The organism is Pseudomonas sp. GW822-FHT04C11, from assembly GCF_058800905.1.
Genome location: NZ_JBXAMS010000002.1, coordinates 145,287 through 163,852 on the forward strand (window position 1 = coordinate 145,287; position 18,566 = coordinate 163,852).

The 18,566-nt window shown below is 52.7% G+C and carries 17 protein-coding genes and 1 pseudogene; 1 reads left to right on the forward strand and 17 read right to left on the reverse strand.

The window, feature by feature from the left end; genetic code table 11:
• Nucleotides 1–92: 92 nt before the first annotated feature.
• From AC1RJ3_RS03375 to AC1RJ3_RS03415, 9 genes are all read right to left on the reverse strand, one after another.
• Nucleotides 93–968 carry a LysR substrate-binding domain-containing protein gene (locus AC1RJ3_RS03375; protein WP_081013758.1) on the reverse strand — a complete coding sequence of 292 codons (876 nt, stop codon included), beginning with the start codon at nt 966–968 and terminating at the stop codon, nt 93–95.
• A 661-nt stretch (nt 969–1,629) separates the two neighbouring features.
• Nucleotides 1,630–2,244 (reverse strand): thiol:disulfide interchange protein DsbA/DsbL, encoded by a 615-nt coding sequence (locus AC1RJ3_RS03380; protein ID WP_054596184.1) that lies wholly within the window; start codon nt 2,242–2,244, stop codon nt 1,630–1,632.
• Nucleotides 2,245–2,289: 45 nt separating this feature from the next.
• Nucleotides 2,290–2,934 (reverse strand): c-type cytochrome, encoded by a 645-nt coding sequence (locus tag AC1RJ3_RS03385; RefSeq protein ID WP_109790524.1) that lies wholly within the window; start codon nt 2,932–2,934, stop codon nt 2,290–2,292.
• A gap of 9 nt (nt 2,935–2,943) precedes the next feature.
• Complete coding sequence (sorA, locus tag AC1RJ3_RS03390) at nt 2,944–4,173, reverse strand: SorA family sulfite dehydrogenase catalytic subunit (protein ID WP_103316240.1); 1,230 nt, start codon at nt 4,171–4,173, stop codon at nt 2,944–2,946.
• Nucleotides 4,174–4,350: 177 nt separating this feature from the next.
• Nucleotides 4,351–5,508, reverse strand: a complete 1,158-nt coding sequence (locus AC1RJ3_RS03395) for a TDT family transporter (protein ID WP_054596182.1) — start codon at nt 5,506–5,508, stop codon at nt 4,351–4,353.
• 495 nt (nt 5,509–6,003) lie between these two features.
• A complete protein-coding gene (locus tag AC1RJ3_RS03400; protein WP_081013757.1) occupies nt 6,004–6,165 on the reverse strand; it encodes a DUF2474 domain-containing protein in 162 nt (53 codons plus the stop codon).
• A gap of 15 nt (nt 6,166–6,180) precedes the next feature.
• Nucleotides 6,181–7,188 (reverse strand): cytochrome d ubiquinol oxidase subunit II, encoded by a 1,008-nt coding sequence (gene cydB, locus AC1RJ3_RS03405; protein ID WP_103316239.1) that lies wholly within the window; start codon nt 7,186–7,188, stop codon nt 6,181–6,183.
• Between the two features lie 3 nt (nt 7,189–7,191).
• Complete coding sequence (locus tag AC1RJ3_RS03410; RefSeq protein WP_493077484.1) at nt 7,192–8,631, reverse strand: cytochrome ubiquinol oxidase subunit I; 1,440 nt, start codon at nt 8,629–8,631, stop codon at nt 7,192–7,194.
• A 590-nt stretch (nt 8,632–9,221) separates the two neighbouring features.
• Complete coding sequence (locus tag AC1RJ3_RS03415; protein ID WP_493077846.1) at nt 9,222–9,437, reverse strand: disulfide bond formation protein B; 216 nt, start codon at nt 9,435–9,437, stop codon at nt 9,222–9,224.
• 669 nt (nt 9,438–10,106) lie between these two features.
• Here AC1RJ3_RS03415 and AC1RJ3_RS03420 point away from each other — a divergent pair.
• Nucleotides 10,107–10,700: pseudogene (locus AC1RJ3_RS03420) on the forward strand (transposase); the annotation flags it as partial.
• A gap of 185 nt (nt 10,701–10,885) precedes the next feature.
• Here AC1RJ3_RS03420 and AC1RJ3_RS03425 read toward each other — a convergent pair.
• The 8 genes from AC1RJ3_RS03425 to AC1RJ3_RS03460 form a co-directional block, all read right to left on the reverse strand.
• Entirely contained in the window at nt 10,886–11,404 is a 519-nt protein-coding gene (locus AC1RJ3_RS03425) for a fimbrial protein (RefSeq protein WP_054596179.1), read from the reverse strand.
• 7 nt (nt 11,405–11,411) lie between these two features.
• Nucleotides 11,412–11,903 carry a fimbrial protein gene (locus AC1RJ3_RS03430; RefSeq protein ID WP_054596178.1) on the reverse strand — a complete coding sequence of 164 codons (492 nt, stop codon included), beginning with the start codon at nt 11,901–11,903 and terminating at the stop codon, nt 11,412–11,414.
• Between the two features lie 19 nt (nt 11,904–11,922).
• Nucleotides 11,923–12,528 carry a fimbrial protein gene (locus AC1RJ3_RS03435; RefSeq protein ID WP_146039810.1) on the reverse strand — a complete coding sequence of 202 codons (606 nt, stop codon included), beginning with the start codon at nt 12,526–12,528 and terminating at the stop codon, nt 11,923–11,925.
• Nucleotides 12,529–12,858: 330 nt separating this feature from the next.
• Nucleotides 12,859–15,468 (reverse strand): fimbria/pilus outer membrane usher protein, encoded by a 2,610-nt coding sequence (locus tag AC1RJ3_RS03440; RefSeq protein WP_103316238.1) that lies wholly within the window; start codon nt 15,466–15,468, stop codon nt 12,859–12,861.
• 36 nt (nt 15,469–15,504) lie between these two features.
• Nucleotides 15,505–16,200, reverse strand: a complete 696-nt coding sequence (locus AC1RJ3_RS03445) for a fimbrial biogenesis chaperone (protein WP_054596175.1) — start codon at nt 16,198–16,200, stop codon at nt 15,505–15,507.
• Between the two features lie 66 nt (nt 16,201–16,266).
• A complete protein-coding gene (locus AC1RJ3_RS03450; protein WP_054596174.1) occupies nt 16,267–16,842 on the reverse strand; it encodes a fimbrial protein in 576 nt (191 codons plus the stop codon).
• 184 nt (nt 16,843–17,026) lie between these two features.
• On the reverse strand, nt 17,027–17,398 hold the full coding sequence (locus AC1RJ3_RS03455) for a hypothetical protein (RefSeq protein ID WP_054596173.1): 372 nt from the start codon (nt 17,396–17,398) through the stop codon (nt 17,027–17,029).
• Nucleotides 17,399–17,637: 239 nt separating this feature from the next.
• Nucleotides 17,638–17,919: a TnsA endonuclease N-terminal domain-containing protein gene (locus AC1RJ3_RS03460; RefSeq protein ID WP_306460894.1), complete on the reverse strand. Its 282-nt coding sequence runs from the start codon at nt 17,917–17,919 to the stop codon at nt 17,638–17,640.
• Nucleotides 17,920–18,566: the final 647 nt, after the last annotated feature.

Consider the following 18,566-nt stretch of genomic DNA (forward strand, 5'->3'; position numbering starts at 1 on the left):
ACAATCGAATCAAGTGATCAAGCGGATGGCTTATGGTTAGCGGGATAGCGAGTCTTTTTCATGTAGAACCTCTATTTGCCCGTCGTTTGCAGTTACTGCTCGAGCAAGGAAAGTAATTCGCGCTCGGCCGGCCCATCAGGTACGGCAGCGCGACGCACAATACTCAACGTTCGGCGAAGCGTGAGCTGCGCGCAAGGTAGAGGGATGAGTACGTCATTGGCCAATTCATCGGTGATACTGATGGAGGGCAGCCAGGCAATGCCGCCGCCATGAATGGTAGCCTGCTTGATGGCCTCAGTGTTGCCAAACTCCATGATTGATCCTTGCTGCACACCAAGATCTTCGAGTACTGCCGCAACCAATTCGCGCGTGCCCGATCCCACCTCGCGCATCAGTAATGGCTCGTCATTGATATCCTGGGGTTTAATGGCGGTAGCATCGGCCAACCGGTGCCACGCGGCTACTACCGGCAACAAATCGTCCTCGCGAAAACTGGTCGCGGTCAAACCATTTATATGCAAAGGACCTTCAATGAACCCCAGCGAGTAGCGCATATCTGCAACGGCCTGAGAAACTTGTTCAGTGTTATTCACGAAAAGACTTACCTTTACACCTGGATTGTTATTGCGAAAACGTGCAAGAACGCGCGGCAATACATATGTACCGATGGTGCTGCTCGCCGCTATGGATAAGTGCCCAATCTTGGCACTTGCGAGTTCCTTCATCGCCAGGTCAGCCGTTCTGGCAATATCAAAGAGTCGATCGGCATATTCGGCAAGAACTTCGCCGGCGTGCGTCAAACGCATACCACGCGGTTGTCGTTCAAAAAGTGTTAGACCGAAGCGCTCCTCCAGTTTGCGCAATTCGCGAGACAAAGCCGGTTGCGAGATGTGCAACGCCTTTGCGCAGGCAGTAACACTGCCTGTTTTGGTAATCGTATGAAAGACTAAGAGATGATGAAGGTTCATATAAGGGAAGAAAGAATGGCCATGAGCGAATGCTAGCGGGTACTCAGTCTATCCAGGATCTGGACGATGCAGTCAGCGCTAAGTGAACAGCGCTGACTTGGCACCATGGCTAAGCAAGTCAAACAACTGCATGATATTATCCTATCCGCTACTCCCTGGACATCAGATCGGTGCACGCCACGACAAACTGGTGAAAAGCTTTGGCGCAATGGTCTCAGTGGCTAGCACCATACGCTGTTTACGACATTACTTCTCGAGGACGTAACGTAAGCCCGCCTTGTCTGTCCCGGATTTGGTGGATAGACCGGGCCCAAGTTTGGTTCACAAACCATGACTAAGCTGTACCAGCGCCGATAGCTGTAGAGTTAAAGGATCAGCCACACCAATCCACTATCTGCTGCGCGGATGCGTGCAACTCGACATCAGGCGTGAGCGATTCCAGATCGGGATGCTGCTGCCGTAGCGTCTCCAGAACCTGTCCATGGCTCTGACGGAACTACGCAAACTGTTCCGTGTAGACTGCAATCGAACCTCTTGCTGAAAGAGCTCCAGCCGGAAGCAGACTAACGGCCTCACCGGTAGTCATGAATAATCGTTTTATGTCGGCCACGTCAATCGATAGCCCCCAACAAAGAACAAACGATGCTGGAGGCTGTACACTCTAATCGTGCAACTTTACCAACTGCGTGAGAGCGGCAGGCACTGCCTCGGGGGAACCCACCATGCTGGCGTCGGTGAAGTATTTGTCATTCACCACAAAACTGGGCACCGCCTGGATTTTATAGCGTTGGGCAAGTTTATCGCCTTGAGCCATCCGACTTTTAACTGCGAATGAGTTGATTTGTTGCTCGGCAACTTTTCTTTCTACGCCGAGCCCAACGAAAAAGTCAGCAATCTCCTCAGCAGTCTCCAGCTTCCCGCCGTGATGCGCTAGTTCAAATAGCGCGTGATTCGTGACGACTTGAATATCAAGGACTTCACCAACATAAAAGGCTTTAGCGTAGCCTTCCCATTGTTTGCTGCCAAAAGTGACAGGGACCCGAGTCAGGACCACGTCATTTCCAGCCTTGGCAGCCCATTGGGTCATGCTCGGATCGAGTTGCCGACAGTGAGAGCAGACATACGAAAAAAACTCGAGCACTTTTGGCGTTTGGCTTACTGGCTCATCCGTCACTGTATAATTCTTTCCAGCCTGTAATGAAATAACCGAGGCCGCCATCCCTATTGGAATATAAAATATCGCAGGCATAATCAAAGCCAAGCAGAACTTACGCATCAAAGTACCTCACTCATTTTATGAATCGAAGTGTATTTGTGACGATCACTGCGCCAGAACAAAGTCCGCCAACTGTTTCAGCTCGGCCGGCTGTAAACCTGGGAATGGTGGCATAGGTATCGCCCCCCAACGTCCAGCGCCACCGTGACTGATGTGATCGATAACTTGCGAAATGGCCTGGGCATCACCTTTGTAGTGCACAGCAACATCGTGGTACGCGGGGCCAACAATCTTTCGATCAATCGCATGGCAGCCGAGACAGCCATTCTGCTCCAGAAGCACCTTCGCATCGGCAACTTTAGGGTTATCCACTGTATGAGCCACACGTTCGATGGTCTTGATCGCAGATTTACTCTCGAGAGCAGGTTGACCTGAATAAGTAGCGGCCAGGTATTCACCCACCAGCCCTACTTCACTCTCTGAAAGTGGGGCGCCATAAGACTCTTTCATTTTTCTGGCCAGCCCTGTCCACTGTTTCTGGCTGAAGCCGGGTGGTTGATACTCAATATAATCGGCCGAATGACATATTCCGCACTTCTGCTGAGCAACGGAGTAACCCGGCAAGTCCGAGGGGCGCAGGCTGATAGTCTCGGCAGGCAGATTAATTGTTAATGGAGAAGCTACTGCGCAAATCGGAAAGGTACAAAATGCAAACAGCAACGCTTTGTAGTGCTCAAATACACTTTTCATCCTGGAGTCCTATACAACCGTGATCGGGGTGGTTTCAATATTGTTCTTTACATAGATAGCGGGGTTCCACAAGGCTCTCACCGGTTGTTGTTCGCCCTGCCCGTTCGTGGCACGAACTTGCAAACCTACTTTGCCCTTTTCTCGAGGTACCCACTGCAGTGTCCATTCGCGAAATGAGTAATTGCCCAGGTTCTCGCCCAATACAGCCAACTGCCAATTTCTGCCGCCATCTTCAGACAATTCAACTGACTGGATGCCGTGCCCACCATCAAATGCAAAGCCTTTCAAGGTAATGGGCTCGTTAAGCTTCACCTTGGCACCAGGCTGCAAACTGGTAATAAAGGATCGTACTTTCAGCCTACCGATCGGACGGGTTTTGTCTGGTACCGTTCCTGGCGGTACGCATTGGCAATCATTGTCAGGAACGCGGTAGGCCTTTTCCATAAAGTAGCCTTCGAAGGTATGGTCGATGACCTCAATTTCACTTAAATGCTTGACCCAATAGGTACCGAAGTAGCCAGGAACGATCAGTTTGATGGGGTAACCATTAAGGAAAGGGATATCGGTGCCGTTCATGGCCCAGGCAATCATCGGCTCATCGCTAAGCGCCAGATCGATACCCAGTGCCTTGATGAACTCTGGTGTTGTCGGCAATACCGGGTGGTCCAGGCCGCGAAAGGTCACTTGTTTAGCCCCCGCCTGCACCCCAGCCTGTTCAAGCACTGCTTTTAACGGGATGCCCGTCCACCGCGCGTTACCTACCGAGCCGTTACCCAGCTGCGCACCAAATACCCGTGGCGATCCATAACCTCGGCTGTTACCGGAACACTGGTTGACAGCCACTACCTCGACGGTCTTTCCCAACGCCTTGAGTTCCGCGAGGCTCAAGCTGAGCGGTTTGTCCACCAGGCCTTTGATCTGTAGCTGATAGTTGTCCGCATCAATCGAGGTAGGAAGATTAGCGAGGTGGTAGCGAACAAAAAAAGCATCATTGGGCGTCAGTATCGACTCGTTGAACACCGAAAACGGTGTTTCCAGATGCGGTGGACGAGCCGTGACACGCATCAGCGGTCTTTTCTGCGGATAAGCCACCAACTCCCGGGTTCCATTGGCAAAGTCCTGAGCCTCAGTTTCTGCCGCTCGACTATGCAACGGTTTAAATGCAAGCCCCGCAGCTACCAGACTTGCCCCCTGGAGAAAGACACGGCGCTTAATAGTGTTTCTGTTATCAATAGACATAAGTTCTACACTCTCAACACGAATAAGGATCGAAGATCAGACTCTTTACTTTATTTTTCCCAAGCGCTACCAGTGGCCTGCTCTACGCGCCTGTTGTTCGTCAGATAAGTAATACAGTAGGCCAAGTTGGTCGCTGACCTCAGACTTGCAAGCCTGAGGCAGCTATTGATGAGTTGACTATTTAGCCAAAGAAGCGATGCATGGCGAGACGAAAAGATTTCCTCGATACGCACCAGCAATCGTCCTGAAAGCCACGATCAACCACAGGACCGCCAACACCAACACCAGGCATCCACCAAAAATACTGAAGAAGCTGGAATGCAGAACAGAGCCCAACTTGAGAGTCGTGACGGCATAGACGCCGATAGGAAAAGTAAACCCCCACCACCCCAGGTTAAAAGGAACACCCGCCTTAAAGTAGCGGATCGTGATTAGGGCGGCCATTGCCATCCACCACAACCCCAGGCCCCAGAAAAGAATGCCGGAAATCAGTCCAATGCCTTGAGCAACCTCGCCAATCCCTTGCAGTCCCTGCGCCGAAAAGATTGCGGGGGCCTCGCCGCCTATGACCAGCATGCCCAGTGCGCCTGTACCAATAGGACCCAGCGATAACCAGCTGGATGCGGCCATGCTTTCGTGGGGAAGTTTGTGCAACGCCATGCGCAACAGCAGGATGACCAGAATGCTCAGCGCGACAGGAACCGAATAGGCCCACAGTACATAGCTGGTAATCAACATAACGAATTGCGCGCCGGTATCGAGCAGGTGCGGAGCCAGCGACCCACCACTTGCAGCCGCTACTTCCGCGGCGACTACTGGCAGCAACCAGACGGCCGTCATTTGATCGATACTGTGTTGTTGACGGGTGAACATCATGTAAGGAATCAGCACACCGCAGGCGAGCGCCATGACGACATCGATCCACCACAGGGCTTCAGCCAGCGGTATGACACCTGTGCCCCAACGAGGAACGCCGAACACCAGAAGACCATTGATAATGGTCGCAAGCCCCATCGGAATAGTGCCGAAGAACATCGAGACCGTGGAGTGCCCGAAGATCTGCTTGGCCTCATCAAAAAACATGATCCACCGAGCCATGTACAGGACACTGAAGGTGCAGAACAGAACGATGTTCAACATCCAGAGCCCTTCAGCAATGGATCTCAAGCCAGGGATGGCTAGAGGAAACTGAGCCAGGGCCAAGGCAAGGATGCCGGTGCCCATGGTCGCGGCGAACCAGTTCGGCGTGAATTGGCGTATCGCCTCCCGTGGTCGGCTCAAATGGCTAAGGGGTTTGGCTCCCGCATTGATAGTTGCGAGATCTCTAAGCGACATGACAATCTTCCTGATGAGTGTGTAATGATCGTGTGCTCATTCTAGGTGATTTTCTTATCGGCTTTTCGCCGTATTATCGTCATAGCTTATCGATTTTACCGATAAGGAATTTTCTACGATGACGTGCTACGTGATATGTGCGAGCCAAACCGGCAATTGTGCCAGAGCAGACTGTGAGCAACGAATAGACAGATTGGGCAATAGTGAGTGCTGATTTGTGCATCATTTGCCTAAATAACAGGGGTATCACCGAGCGTTACTTGAGCAGAAGAAGTAACCTTATCGCCTAAAGACAAAGGTTGCTCGCCAGTGCTGTACTGGATGACAACATCCCCCCCTTAACTTCGATTGGTTAATGCTGGTACAGACAAAGTACTTGGCAATGGTGATATCGATAGATACCCCCATGAATGAGTATGAGCTGATAGCAAAGAACAGCCTCCTCGACCCAGGGTCCATTTCCTGAAGAGGCTGTATCCAGCATCGGAAAGTTGGTCAGTGCGACTTCATCCCCGCCGCCTGCATGAACAGTCGGATCAGCATGGCAAACACACCCAGTGCCGCCACGCTGCCCGCATAAATCACCAGCATCCAGCCCAGCCGCTGCCGCAGTAGTGGCTTATGTCCGGCCGGTTCAACAATTGTCTTACTGTCCATTGGAGCGCTCCTCTGCTAGTGGTAACCGTCCTCGTGGGTGACCTTGCCGCGGAACACGTAGTAGCTCCAGAAGGTGTAACCCAGGATGAACGGGATAATGAACAAGGTGCCAACCAGGAGAAAGCCCTGGCTTTGCGGTGGTGCGGCGGCGTCCCAGATCGAGATCGACGGCGGCACGATGTTCGGCCACAGACTGATGCCCAAACCGCTGTAGCCGAGGAAGACCAGCAGCAGGGTCAGCAGGAACGGCGTGTAGTGCGCGTTACGCGCCACCGCCTTGAACAGACCCCAGGTTGTTACCAGCACCAGGATCGGCACCGGCAGAAACCAGAACAGGTTCGACAAGGTGAACCAACGTGAGGCAATCTCGGGATGAGTTATTGGGGTCCAGATACTGACGATAGCGATTACCACCAGTAGCACGAGGACCAGCGGCCGCGCCAGGTCATGCATCAACTCCTGCAACTTGCCTTCGGTTTTCATGATCAGCCAGGTACAACCCAGCAAGGCATACGCGACGATCAGCGCCACGCCACAGAACAGGCTGAAGGGTGTCAACCAGTCCAGCCCACCGCCAGCGAACTGCCGATTGACCACCGGTATGCCGTCGATAAACGCCCCCAGCGCCACGCCCTGGAAGAATGTGGCGACCAGCGAACCACCGATGAAGGCTTTGTCCCATATATGGCGCTTGTCTTCTTTGGCCTTGAAGCGGAACTCGAAGGCCACGCCCCGGAAGATCAGCCCGAACAGCATCAGAATCAGTGGCAGATACAGCGCCGACAGCACCACCGAATACGCCAGCGGGAAGGCGCCAAATAACGCCGCACCGCCCAATACCAGCCAGGTTTCGTTACCGTCCCAGACGGGCGCGACAGTGTTCATCATCACATCGCGGTCACGGTGACCCTTGATGAAGGGAAAGAGAATGCCGATTCCCAGGTCAAAACCATCCATGACCACGTACATCATGATCCCGAAGATGATGATCACGGCCCAAATCAATGGAAGATCAATACCCATGACTCAATTCCCCTTGTTCAGGCTAAGGCTGTGATCACCTTCACCGTTGTCGTCGGCAGCAGAAAGTGGACGAGCCGGCGTACGTTGCTGACCAGGACCTCCGTGGCTGATTTCTGCGCCTTCGTTGGTCTTTGGACCTTTGCGCACCAGGCGCATCATGTAGCCGAAACCGGTCCCGAACAGCGCGAAATACACCACGACAAACAGACCCAGGGTAAGGCTCATCTGTGCCACGCTATGGTTCGACGAGGCATCGGTAGTACGCAGCAGGCCATACACCACCCACGGTTGACGACCGATTTCAGTGGTGAACCAACCGGCGAGAATCGCGATCAGACCGGACGGCCCCATGAACATCGCCAAGTACAGAAACGGGCGGCACTGGTAAAGCGTTCCGCGCTTGCGCAACCACAAGCTCCACAATCCGGTGAAGACCATCAACATACCGAGGCCGGCCATAACCCGGAACGACCAGAACACGATGGTCGAGTTGGGGCGGTCTTCAGGGGGAAACGATTTCAGTGCGGGCACCTGTTTGTCCAGGCTATGGGTCAGGATCAGGCTGCCCAGGTACGGAATTTCGACGGTGAATTTAGTCTTCTCGGCTTTCATGTCCGGCCAGCCGAACAGAATCAGCGGAGTCGCTTCATTACCATGGTCTTGCCAATGACCTTCAATCGCAGCGATTTTCGCCGGTTGATGTTTCAGGGTATTCAGGCCGTGCATATCACCGACCATGATCTGAATGGGCATGACGATCAGGGCTATCCACATGGCCATCGACAGCATGGTGCGGATCGCAGGGTTGTCACGGCCGCGCAACAGATGCCAGGCAGCCGATGAGCCGACGAAGAAGGCGGTGGCAACGAACGCAGCAATTGACATGTGTGCGAGGCGGTAGGGAAACGAAGGGCTGAAAATTACCGCCAGCCAGTCCGTCGGAATCACCTGGCCGTTAACGATTTCGAAGCCCTGAGGGGTCTGCATCCAGCTATTGGACGCCAAGATCCAAAAGGACGATATCAGCGTTCCAAGAGACACCATAACGGTAGAAAAAAAATGCAGTCCTCGCCCGACCCGGTTCCAGCCGAACAACATCACTCCCAGAAAACCCGCCTCAAGAAAGAAGGCGGTGAGTACCTCATAGGTAAGCAGAGTACCGGTGATGGGGCCGGCGAAGTCCGAAAAACGGCTCCAGTTGGTACCGAACTGATAGGCCATAACAACACCGGACACCACGCCCATGCCGAAGTTGACAGCAAAGATCTTCGACCAGAAGTGGTACAGATCACGATAGATGTCGTTACGGGTCTTCAGCCACAAACCCTCAAGAACTGCCAGGTAACCGGCCAAACCGACTGTGATAGCCGGGAACAGAATATGGAACGAGACCGTAAATGCGAACTGCATTCGCGCCAAGTCTAATGCCTGTAGATTAAACATAACTGCCCTCTTATATACGGATAAAGCGTGACTGCAACAGTGCTTTCAAGTTAGCTACCGAGTTCTACATGACCGACATACTTTCTCTGCCGGGATGGCATGCAGGATCACAGACGGCAAGCCGGCTCAAATTTTTTTCAATCAGTAAAAGACCGAACTTTAACCACCAGGATTGAAATACAAGAAGCGAGTCATTGGAGTACGGCGAGCGTTGAGCTCATTACCTAACACCTCGAAGAAAAGTCATACCTGAGCAGTACTAGTTTGTCAGTAGCTGATAAACCACGGAATTAGTCTCACACTCTCCAATGCCACACTCCAGGACTGTAGGTACCAGGTTTGCAGCTATCAGGAAAATAAATACGACCATGGCCAACTTCCCAAGAACATGCGCCTGTTGCCTGATAGGTGATGGTTGCTCCCAGTTCTTAAGCAGTAGAAGCCCCGAGATAAACCCCATGGGTGCAAGGGTAGACACTACGCCCCCGTATAGAAATGTGCGTCCAAAAGCGTCACCCCATAGCCCGGATCCTCTGGAAGAACATGCAGAAACATCTGGCGTGAGGCGATAGCTCCGGCTAGCAAACTCCCTAGTAGCGCACACCGAAACGCACATTCATTAAAAATCCAGAACCTATGGTAATCATACTCAATCGTTGTAGCACGCATACCGGGCATGGCAGCTCATGCCAAAACAACTGGTAATAAAATGCAATTACCAGCGACAAACTGACGCCCAGAAGACCAAGAATATTTAACGCATCACCACTACTGAGCTTGGAGAGCTGAGAAGCACTCTCCCCCATCAAGGCCGCGAACTGCAATTACTCATTCTCTAACACCGTTCAAAAGTGCAAGTCAAGAAGATCAGTTGAGTGAGAGTTAAACCACACGAGACTGATAATTAATAACACCCCACATTCCGAAGCCAGTTCGCTTTTTCCAGAAAAATATAGAAACGGAGCTCAGCAGAGCGATTAAGAACGGCAAGAACATATACATTGCCGCCACTCCTTTACAAGAAGTGATCCAGCGCTTTTTATTTAGAATCAGCCAAAACCCTAAATTAGTCAGCCGCGCTAAAGCGCATCCTGAAATCTGCTTATCCCATCAAAAACAAGTCCCACCGAACCGTGTACAAACACTACAGTATGAAAAACAGAACGATGTTCAATACCCTTCAGAAATGGAGCGCGAACTTGGAGATCCATGAAAATCAGTCAAGATCAATGAAAAGCTGCTAGCCCCTGGTCGCCAGAATGAATTGGCGTACCACCCAATGGTCCGCTCATATGGTCAAATGTTTAACCAGCAAGATACCTATGCGTTATGGCAATCTTCCTAATATGTGTGAGTGACCATGTACGCAGTCTAAGTCATTTTCTTATCGGTTTTTTACCGTATTATCGACAAGTCTTATCGATTTTACCGATAAGGCTTTTGGCAAGGGTCATTTCTGTCTTGTTGCAGGCAAGCTGGCGAAGCGTTTGGCTCCAGACTTCAAAACCATTGCCGACTTTCGCAAAGACAACGGCAAAGCCGTTCGCAGCGTATGCCGCCAGCTTGCAGTTCTTTGCCGCAACCTCAATCTCTTTTCTCAGCTGATCATCGCCATCGACGGCCGCAAATTCAAAGCCGTCAATAACCGCGACCGCAATTTTATTCAGGGCAAGCTGAAGGCACGCATGCAGCAGATCGAGCAGAGTATTGATCGATATCTGACGGCAATGGATTCGGCGGATAGGACAACGCCCGAAGTGGCCGAGGCCAAGGCGAGCGGCTGAAAGAAAAGATAGAAAACTGAAAAAGCAGATGCAGAAAATTAAGGAAATCGAGGCGCAACGCAGCTCCACGAAAGTCCAGAACAGCAGATCTCCCTCACAGCCCAAGATGCACGTTCAATGGCCACGAGCGGCCGAGGCACCATAACGGCCAGCTACAACGTACAAACAGCTGTCGACGACAAACACCATCTGATCATTACCCATGAGGTGACCAACGTTGATCGTGGGCAACTGAGCAGTATGGCGAACCTGGCGCGTATAGAAATCGAGGCTGAATCGCTGACGGGGCTCGTTCAGGTAACTAATAGCGTCACTCCCGCCGCCAAGTACTTACTGTCCATGTGAATAACCCTAACTGAAGTAGTTAAGATCTACGTCGACAATGGCGTAGCGATCTTTAATGGAGGGAAGAGGTGGCAGTTTGTTGGACAAAACGACCAGACAATCAGGTTCAAATCGAGCGTCCATCGCTACAGATAGACGATCTCCATCATCAGGGTTGCGTTATAGCTACCAATGGCAGGTAACTCTTGTGCGCCGAGTACCGGTCTGACCGAGAGTTTGAGATTCAGCGCTGTCGCCTCCACGAAGAACGTAAATTGCTCGCCAAGGTTGAAATGTACATCGCGGACAGTGCCTGTCACGTCGCTCAGACGGGTTTTCAATCCCAGTTTGTCCAACGTGGTACGCAACGTAGCGGTGTCGTAGGCGCCGTTGCCGGCAGTGAAGCGCAATTGCAATTTACTGCCTTTCGTGCATTGAAAATCAAACGCTACGTCAGTCCAGTCGGTCATTCCAGAACCCAAAGCGTTCAGATTGACCTTGGGAATTTCAACGTTTTGCGTGGACGGAAAATTGGCTGAGCAAGGCGGCTGTATCAAGGTTCCGCGGATATCCAGCCGGGCCGTTGGCGCCGCCTGGCACACTTGAGCCGAACACAACACCGCAACGGTCAAAAGCGCTCCCCACAGCGTCAGCCTGATCGCCATAGGCACCTCACAGGTACTCGATATTGATCACTGTCGAGGCACTGAACTTGCCCTCGGTCAACTCGCCGTTCTTTAGCAGTTTTGCCTTCATGCTCAGGTCGACGTTACCGTTTTGCTTGGTGAGGGTGCGCTTCGCGCCCGTGATATCCACGGCCGAGTTGTCGCTGCTGAGCGTCAGTGTATAGGCCAGGTTGGCTTTGTCCGTAGTGGCCTGGGTTGTCGAACCTGAAACGGCACCGGACGCCTTGATACTAACACTCAGGGATGAATTGGCAGGGCATATCAGGGTGATGGGCACTGGAACGACTGGGGCGGACTCTACTTGGTCGTAGCGCAAGCTGCCGAAGTCGACGCTCAGTGTCTTGCTGCTTGTCACGTTGCACGGTGGGCGTGTCAAGGTGCCGCTCACGTTGATCGTGACCGTATCGGTGATTGCAAAGGCGGACTGGCAGGTTATGCCGGCGACGAGTAAGACGGTAGCGGATCCCAGTAATTTCATGAGTGTGCTCCTGCGGGAATCATGGATAAGTGAGGTTGAGTGTGTATTGGCTGGAGAACGCTCCGGTCGGTAAAGCACCGGCGTTAACCACGGGGCGAAAGTTGAGGCTTATCAGGTTACTACCGGTACTCAGGCTGAAACTTCGCGTCACATTGAAGTCAACCGCCTGACCGTTATCGGCCCAGGTCGCCGCCATGGACAAACCCTCAAGGCTGGTTGCAGATAATCCGGTACCGACCGCGCTTTGTGTAGGCACGAGCCTGGCCCTGGCGGTGACGCCAGACAGGCAGTTGACGGTGATATCGGCGGTGCGTTGGGCGCCAACATCATTGGGGGACAGCGTACCGAACTGAAGCGCCAGACTGGTTGCTGAACCAATAGAGCAGGCCGGTTCTACGACGATGTAGGTATAGGTGACCTCCGCGATCTTGGCCTTACGCTTAACATTATCTATGGGCGAATAACCGTAAACGGTAACGACAGTGCTGTAGATACCTGTCGCACGCTCAGCATTGAACACCACAAAAAAATCATAGGGAAACACACTGCCTTCAAGAAGTTCGCCACGGCAATTGCTCGGCACGAAGCATGCCGTTTGTGACCCACTGGCGTCTGATGGAACCACGACTCTCGTATCCTTCGCTACAACTATAAATGTCAGATTCCCGCTAGGGCTTACCGGACTTTGGGTCTGGGTGTAATAGCCGCCCAACGGGTACCAGCCATCCGTTCTACAGGTGCCTGAAGCAAAGGGTAATTGAAACCTAGTGCCCGGACGTACCGCCCCGAGTAAAACGCTTGATGAGACCGGGCTACCTGAACACGTTACGGAGGGATCAACATAAGCACTCGCCGACGGCCCAACGACACCGCACAATAGTGCAACCACTAAACAGCTTACTCGTCTTCTGATTAAATATTTTAGGTTCGCAAAACAGTACATCAGTACGCTTCCTTAATTATCACTAGCGCCAGTAGTGGGGTTACAGGTCAACTTGAATTGTCCAATGCCGGCTTGAGGCAAGGTGTAATGACTCAAGTCCAGGTCCTGACGGCACCAAGTCTTACCGTTGACCTTGATAGCCAATCGAGACTGCTCCGGTACACCGGTGATAAATACCCGTCCTTTATCGGCAACCATGGCCTCGCTGAGCACGGCACCGGTCGAATCGAAGAGCTGGACGTTTGCCGCGAATGGCGCGGCCATCCCCTGCGCCGTTTCAACGGTCACCAACAGGCGGCGACCGTTTTGGGTCTTGAAGCGGGCCATCACAAAGGCCCCACGCTTGGGCGTGACTTCCTGTACCAGCCCGGCGATATCGACGTTGTCGGACAATGAATCCGTGTCGAGCGATACGCGGTTATCCCGGTAAGGCTGCGCCGACGAGATGATCGTATAGCCACTGTTGTTGGTCCTGACCCCGCTGCGGGTCAATACCCCCACATCGGCAGCGCCTGGGGTGGCAACGATGATGTTGGTTTCCCCCAGCGGCTGGGTAAACATCAGGGTGTCGCGCATGGCGACCACGCCGCCCTCGACGCCGTAATCCATTTGCCGAGTATTTCGATCTTGGTTGTACGAGCCATGCCAGATCGCATTGGCGGCGTTGTAGCGTGCGGCAACCGAGCCGCCCAATATGCGATCCTCATCACTCAGCTGCTGGTTGACGCCGAGGCTGTAGGACAGCGCGTCATCCTTGAAGCTTGAGCCGCTGAATGTGGCTGCGCGCGTTGCATTGCCATTGGAGTCCTGGTTGTTGCTCAAGCCGATGCGACTGCTGCTGCCCGGATCGCCAAGCGGAAGGCTCACGCTCAACGACAGGCTGCGAATGTCATCATCACTGCCGCCATTCTGCGCCAGGCCCAGGTTGTAAGAAGCGCGCCCCACACTGAAGCTGTAGCCCAGTTGAATCGACGTATTGCTCTTGGCCATGTTCCAATAAGCCGTCTTGGTCAGGTTGGCGTACAGGCCGCCGTAGTTGCCGAATTGCTGCGACACATTGGCGGTAAAACTGCTCTTCATATGACCTTGCAAGTAAGGCGAAAAGTGTTCGCCATTCGATAGCGATTCATCGACATAGGGGGCCAGGGACCGGTTGGCACGCGCGTTGTTCGCCTCACTGAAACTGTAATAACCACTGGTGGAGTAGCGGTAGCCGATCAGGCTGAAGTTGGTGTCGGTCAGGCTCAATGTCTTGGAATACCGGAAACGGTATGACTGCCCGGCCAGGGTTTTGCGTTCCGGGCCCAGGTCGTCGCTGACCGCATGCGTCACATCAAGGGAGATGGCGCCGAAACCGGCATAATCGTGAGCGAAACCCAACAGTGAGGATTTGTATTGATCGCTGACGAGCGCCCCGCCAAACAGCGTAGTGCCGTCGCTCAAACCACGGCGCAGGGTGCCCAGGACGAACGCCGGCTTAGCCTGATCACGGGCGCCGTCCGCCGGACGATACTGCCCCGCTGTCAGCGAATAGCTCTGTTGACCTTCGCGCATCATATACGGCACCGACGAGAACGATTGCGTGTACACCTGACGCTCGCCGTTGGGGCCCTGAACCGTGACTTCGATGTCGCCGTTGCTGGGCGTGGAATACAGGTCCTTGAGTGCGAACGGCCCTGAAGGCACCCACTGTTCACTGATCACATAGCCGCGCTGGCGCAGGGTCACCAACGAACGGCCATTGGCGACGCCGCGCACCACCGGGGCAAAGTTACGCGACTCTTCGGGCAGCATGTCCAAGTCGGACTCGATGCCGATACCACGATAGGAGATGGAGTCGAACAGGTCGCTGTCGGTTGAGCTTTCGCCGATGGTGGCGATTGCCATCATGTTGCCCATGTCACGCTGGACATAGGTGTCCAGCGACTTCCACTGGCCTTCGACGTTGGTGCTTTTTTGCCAGTTCGAGAAATTGCGCAAGCGCCAGGCGCCTGTATTAATCCCGCTGCGCACGCTACCGAACTGCGATTGACGGTTGTTGTAGTCCGTCTGGTACTGACTGCCGGAAAAACTGTAGTTAGCGAAGGCAACTTGCTCGCCATCGCTCCAGCGTTTGCGTCGGGTGGCAAACGGCACACTGCCGACGAAGGCTTGCGGGATCTGCAAATCCAGGCGCTGTTTGTGGAAGTCGTAGGTGTACGTCACACCCGCCAGGTCACGATTGAAATACACACACTGTTCGGTACTGATATCGGCATGCGCCAGCCGCGCAGGGTCGACCCCCAATGCCGTGAGCTGATCAATGCTCAAACAAGGAAACAGCCCGGTGAGGGTGGGTTTCTGCTGAGCCGTCTCACGCACAAAGCGCACGTCCCGCTGTTCGATCATGCGGTTATCGACCGTCACATTGACTCGATAGATACCCGGCAGTTGCCCCTGGCTCATCGTTTTGACTTGCTCGGCCACTTCGGCCGAAGTGTTACCTCCGCCAATTTCCAGGAATGAAGCATCAAAGCTGTAATCAGCGTAAACCGCAGTGGTTGTCAAACCTGAAGTGATCAGGGCAAAACAACTCCAATACTTAGATAGGCGCGCATAGACACACATGCGCAAAGGGGGCATGAGAGAGTCCTTTCTTTAAGACTTACAACTTAATGCTTAGTGAACTTTTATGGGATCTGTCTTGACGGTGCTGCCGTATTCATTTATGTAACTTAGTACAATCTTGTCGCCAGCTTTAAGTGCTTGTACGGATTTTAGCGTACTAACAGGCTTAATGACCTCAGGCAAATCCTTGTTAATAGCGTTATTGACCAATAACTCACTAACCACCACATTGAAGCCTGAGAGATTACGAACACTCAGCTTGCCATCGTCAACGCTCCACTCCAGCTGATCAACAGCTTCCTTCAGTGATCCTTTCAAGTTTTCCGGACGATAAAAAAGTTTGATAGTCGTTTTTAACGCAATCTGCAGTACGTTCTGACTATGCTGCTCGGCGCTCACCGCCGGGATGGCCTTGACGTTGACAAAGAACAGGCTTTCCCTGTCGTTGGGCAAGCTCTGTACGTTGGTCGCGATTATCCGCAGAATGTTCTGACTTTTCGCATCGAGTCTAAACAGCGGCGGAGTAATAATGAACTCATCGGCGCTGGCGTCGCGATTGTCATAGGGACTTACCCAGGACTGAATCAGATAAGGCGAGTCATCATCGGTGTTGGCCAGGGAAAGATTCGCCTCTTTGTCTTTACCTTGGTAAACCACTCGTGTGGTGCCCACGTTGACGCCCGCCTGAAGTTGGGGAAGCCAAAGACACGCCGCCAAAGCCGTAAAAGCCGCAACTTTTAAGCGCATAATAAGTTTTCCTCGGTTAACATCAGGACTCGCTGGTGAATTCGACCCCTGGCGTTAATATCATGATTACTTGTAGGTCACATCGAAACTGGCCAGCGCATTCACCTGGCCGGTACCGATACCGCGAACGCCAGGCTTGCCATCAGCACCGTCTGTGTCTGCAACCAGGCGCACATAGGATGCGGTGAAATCGAAGGTATTGGACTGCGGGCGCAACACGTAATCCGTGCTGGCGGTGTTGAGTGGTAGCTTGGTTCCGGTGCGGGCATCGTTGATTTGAATGCCGACTCCCGCTACCTGATTGGCACCGGTCATGCCCAGGATCGTTGGATCTGAAGACGACTGCTGTCCGCGGAAGGTGATCGCCGCATTTTTCAACGTGGCACTGCTGCAGTTTTCCAGCGAGATGGAAAACGGAACGGATCCAGCGGTGGCGCCGACCGTGTTGGCGAAGTCAGCCAAGCGGACCTGCCCCATATCCACCGACTTCTTCACATTTTCGCTGCTGATGGTACAAGCGTTGTCATTGATCGAACCAGTAAATTCAACTTGACCATCCGATGCCCGCGCGCTGGCGGCGGCCATCAGGATCAACAATGAGGAGCCACACAGGGCGGTGCATTTACAGAAATTCTTAACCATGAAAGTTACCCTTAGCTGTAGTCGATGTGCGATTTAATCATTTAACTTCCCTGTTCCACGGCTCGCCGCAGCAGGTGAATCAATGATTTACCGGCACAAGCACCCAGTCCATAAGACGATTCTTAAACGTCACTTATCTGCACGAATAAAAATGCGCGGCAAGGCCGCAATGCTGTTCACTCACTCACTGACTGACGCTGTGATACGTTGGTCGGCGCCCAGGGTTGATGCCGGACTCTCTACTTTTAGGTTTACCCCTTCCACCGCATCTGGATGTATTCCACAGAAAAGCATTTTTAATCTGTCCCATACTCCAATACCTAAACAACAGCCGATAGATTTGCTTTCTATCAACGCCCATCACCTCGGCATGTTCTTTTACATCTGCACAGAAATTAACGGTCAGAAAATCCAGAGGTGACTTACCCTCGACCATATCCTTGATCAAACTCCAGATCTTCTCGAGACTGCTTTTTTCTCGATCATTCAGTTCATCTTCACGGCGAATCATAAAATTAAGAGGCAGTTCAACATTTAGGATTGTGAAACTAAGCATGACGGGAATCCTCAACCGCTGAGAATTCACTCAAGCTCATCACCTCTACATGCAAAGGCTTTGACAGCTCGGTAATCTTTGATTTCAGGTCACTCTCAGCCTTCCGACCCAAATCAGGTGGAAAAATAGGCACTTCACTCCCATGTGTTCCATGTATAGAGATTTCGTGATTTTGAGCAGGAGGGTATTCAGCGGTATCTCATCTGTTCTTGCCGTGGAGATAACCTCTAACATCCGACTTATATTTTTTCACTCACAAGCGCTGGAGAGATAAGCGCGTAGCTTCTAAGAATCAGCAGATTCCTAATTCTGACTTGCGAAAGTCTTTCGTAGTTAACCAACTTCCACTCGATATCTCTTCTGGCCCAGAAAAGTCGCTCAATCCCGAGTTTTTTGAGCCATCTGCCCTGCTCGGCTTTCGGGGCGTCTTCGATCTCTTTTGCATACTTCATTGATCTCGCGACCAGTCGTTCCTTACCCGTACTGTCCACCTGCGTGATTAGAAAATCGGTCGTTAGCACTAGAGAAACGGAAGTCCCAGGGTAAACCGCTGGCCGGACGTTCAAGCTCGAAGCAATTGCATGGGTTTCAGCTGCAGGCAGCAGGGGAACTGCTCACGAATATCAATGATTGACCGGTCATGCTCAAGCATCACGTGGTAGTGGTACTCAGCATTCGAAAGCAGGTGGTGAGCTCAATGGACTTTCACTCCTGGCACGATGTGGGAAGTACCACGCGATACAAATGCCCGCACCTTGATCCAGGGAATGTATTCTTCGCTGACCCCCTTGGCCATCGCCGGCGGTTATCCGTTTATCTATCTTTCCCTGTGTAAAACGACCTTCGAGCGCACTGGTTTGCAAGGTGACAATTTAACCTGGCTCATCTGGCTAACCGGACTACCTGAATGACGTGGCAACGCTCCAAAAAGAGCATTGCTGGTAGAGAGGGGGAACTCATGCTGTCGAATCGCAGCGCAGGATGCATAGCATCACAACCTCACAAAAGATTGTGAACCTGATTAATGATTGCGGTTGCTACCCCGACGTAGGGCAGCAACCGTGACAAGGTTTATTTACTTGTGACATCAGTCTGACGAAACACTCCCGCAGGGTTAAGGAGTGCTTCGCACTCCAGCGCGAGCAAGCTCCCTCGCCACAACGTCAAC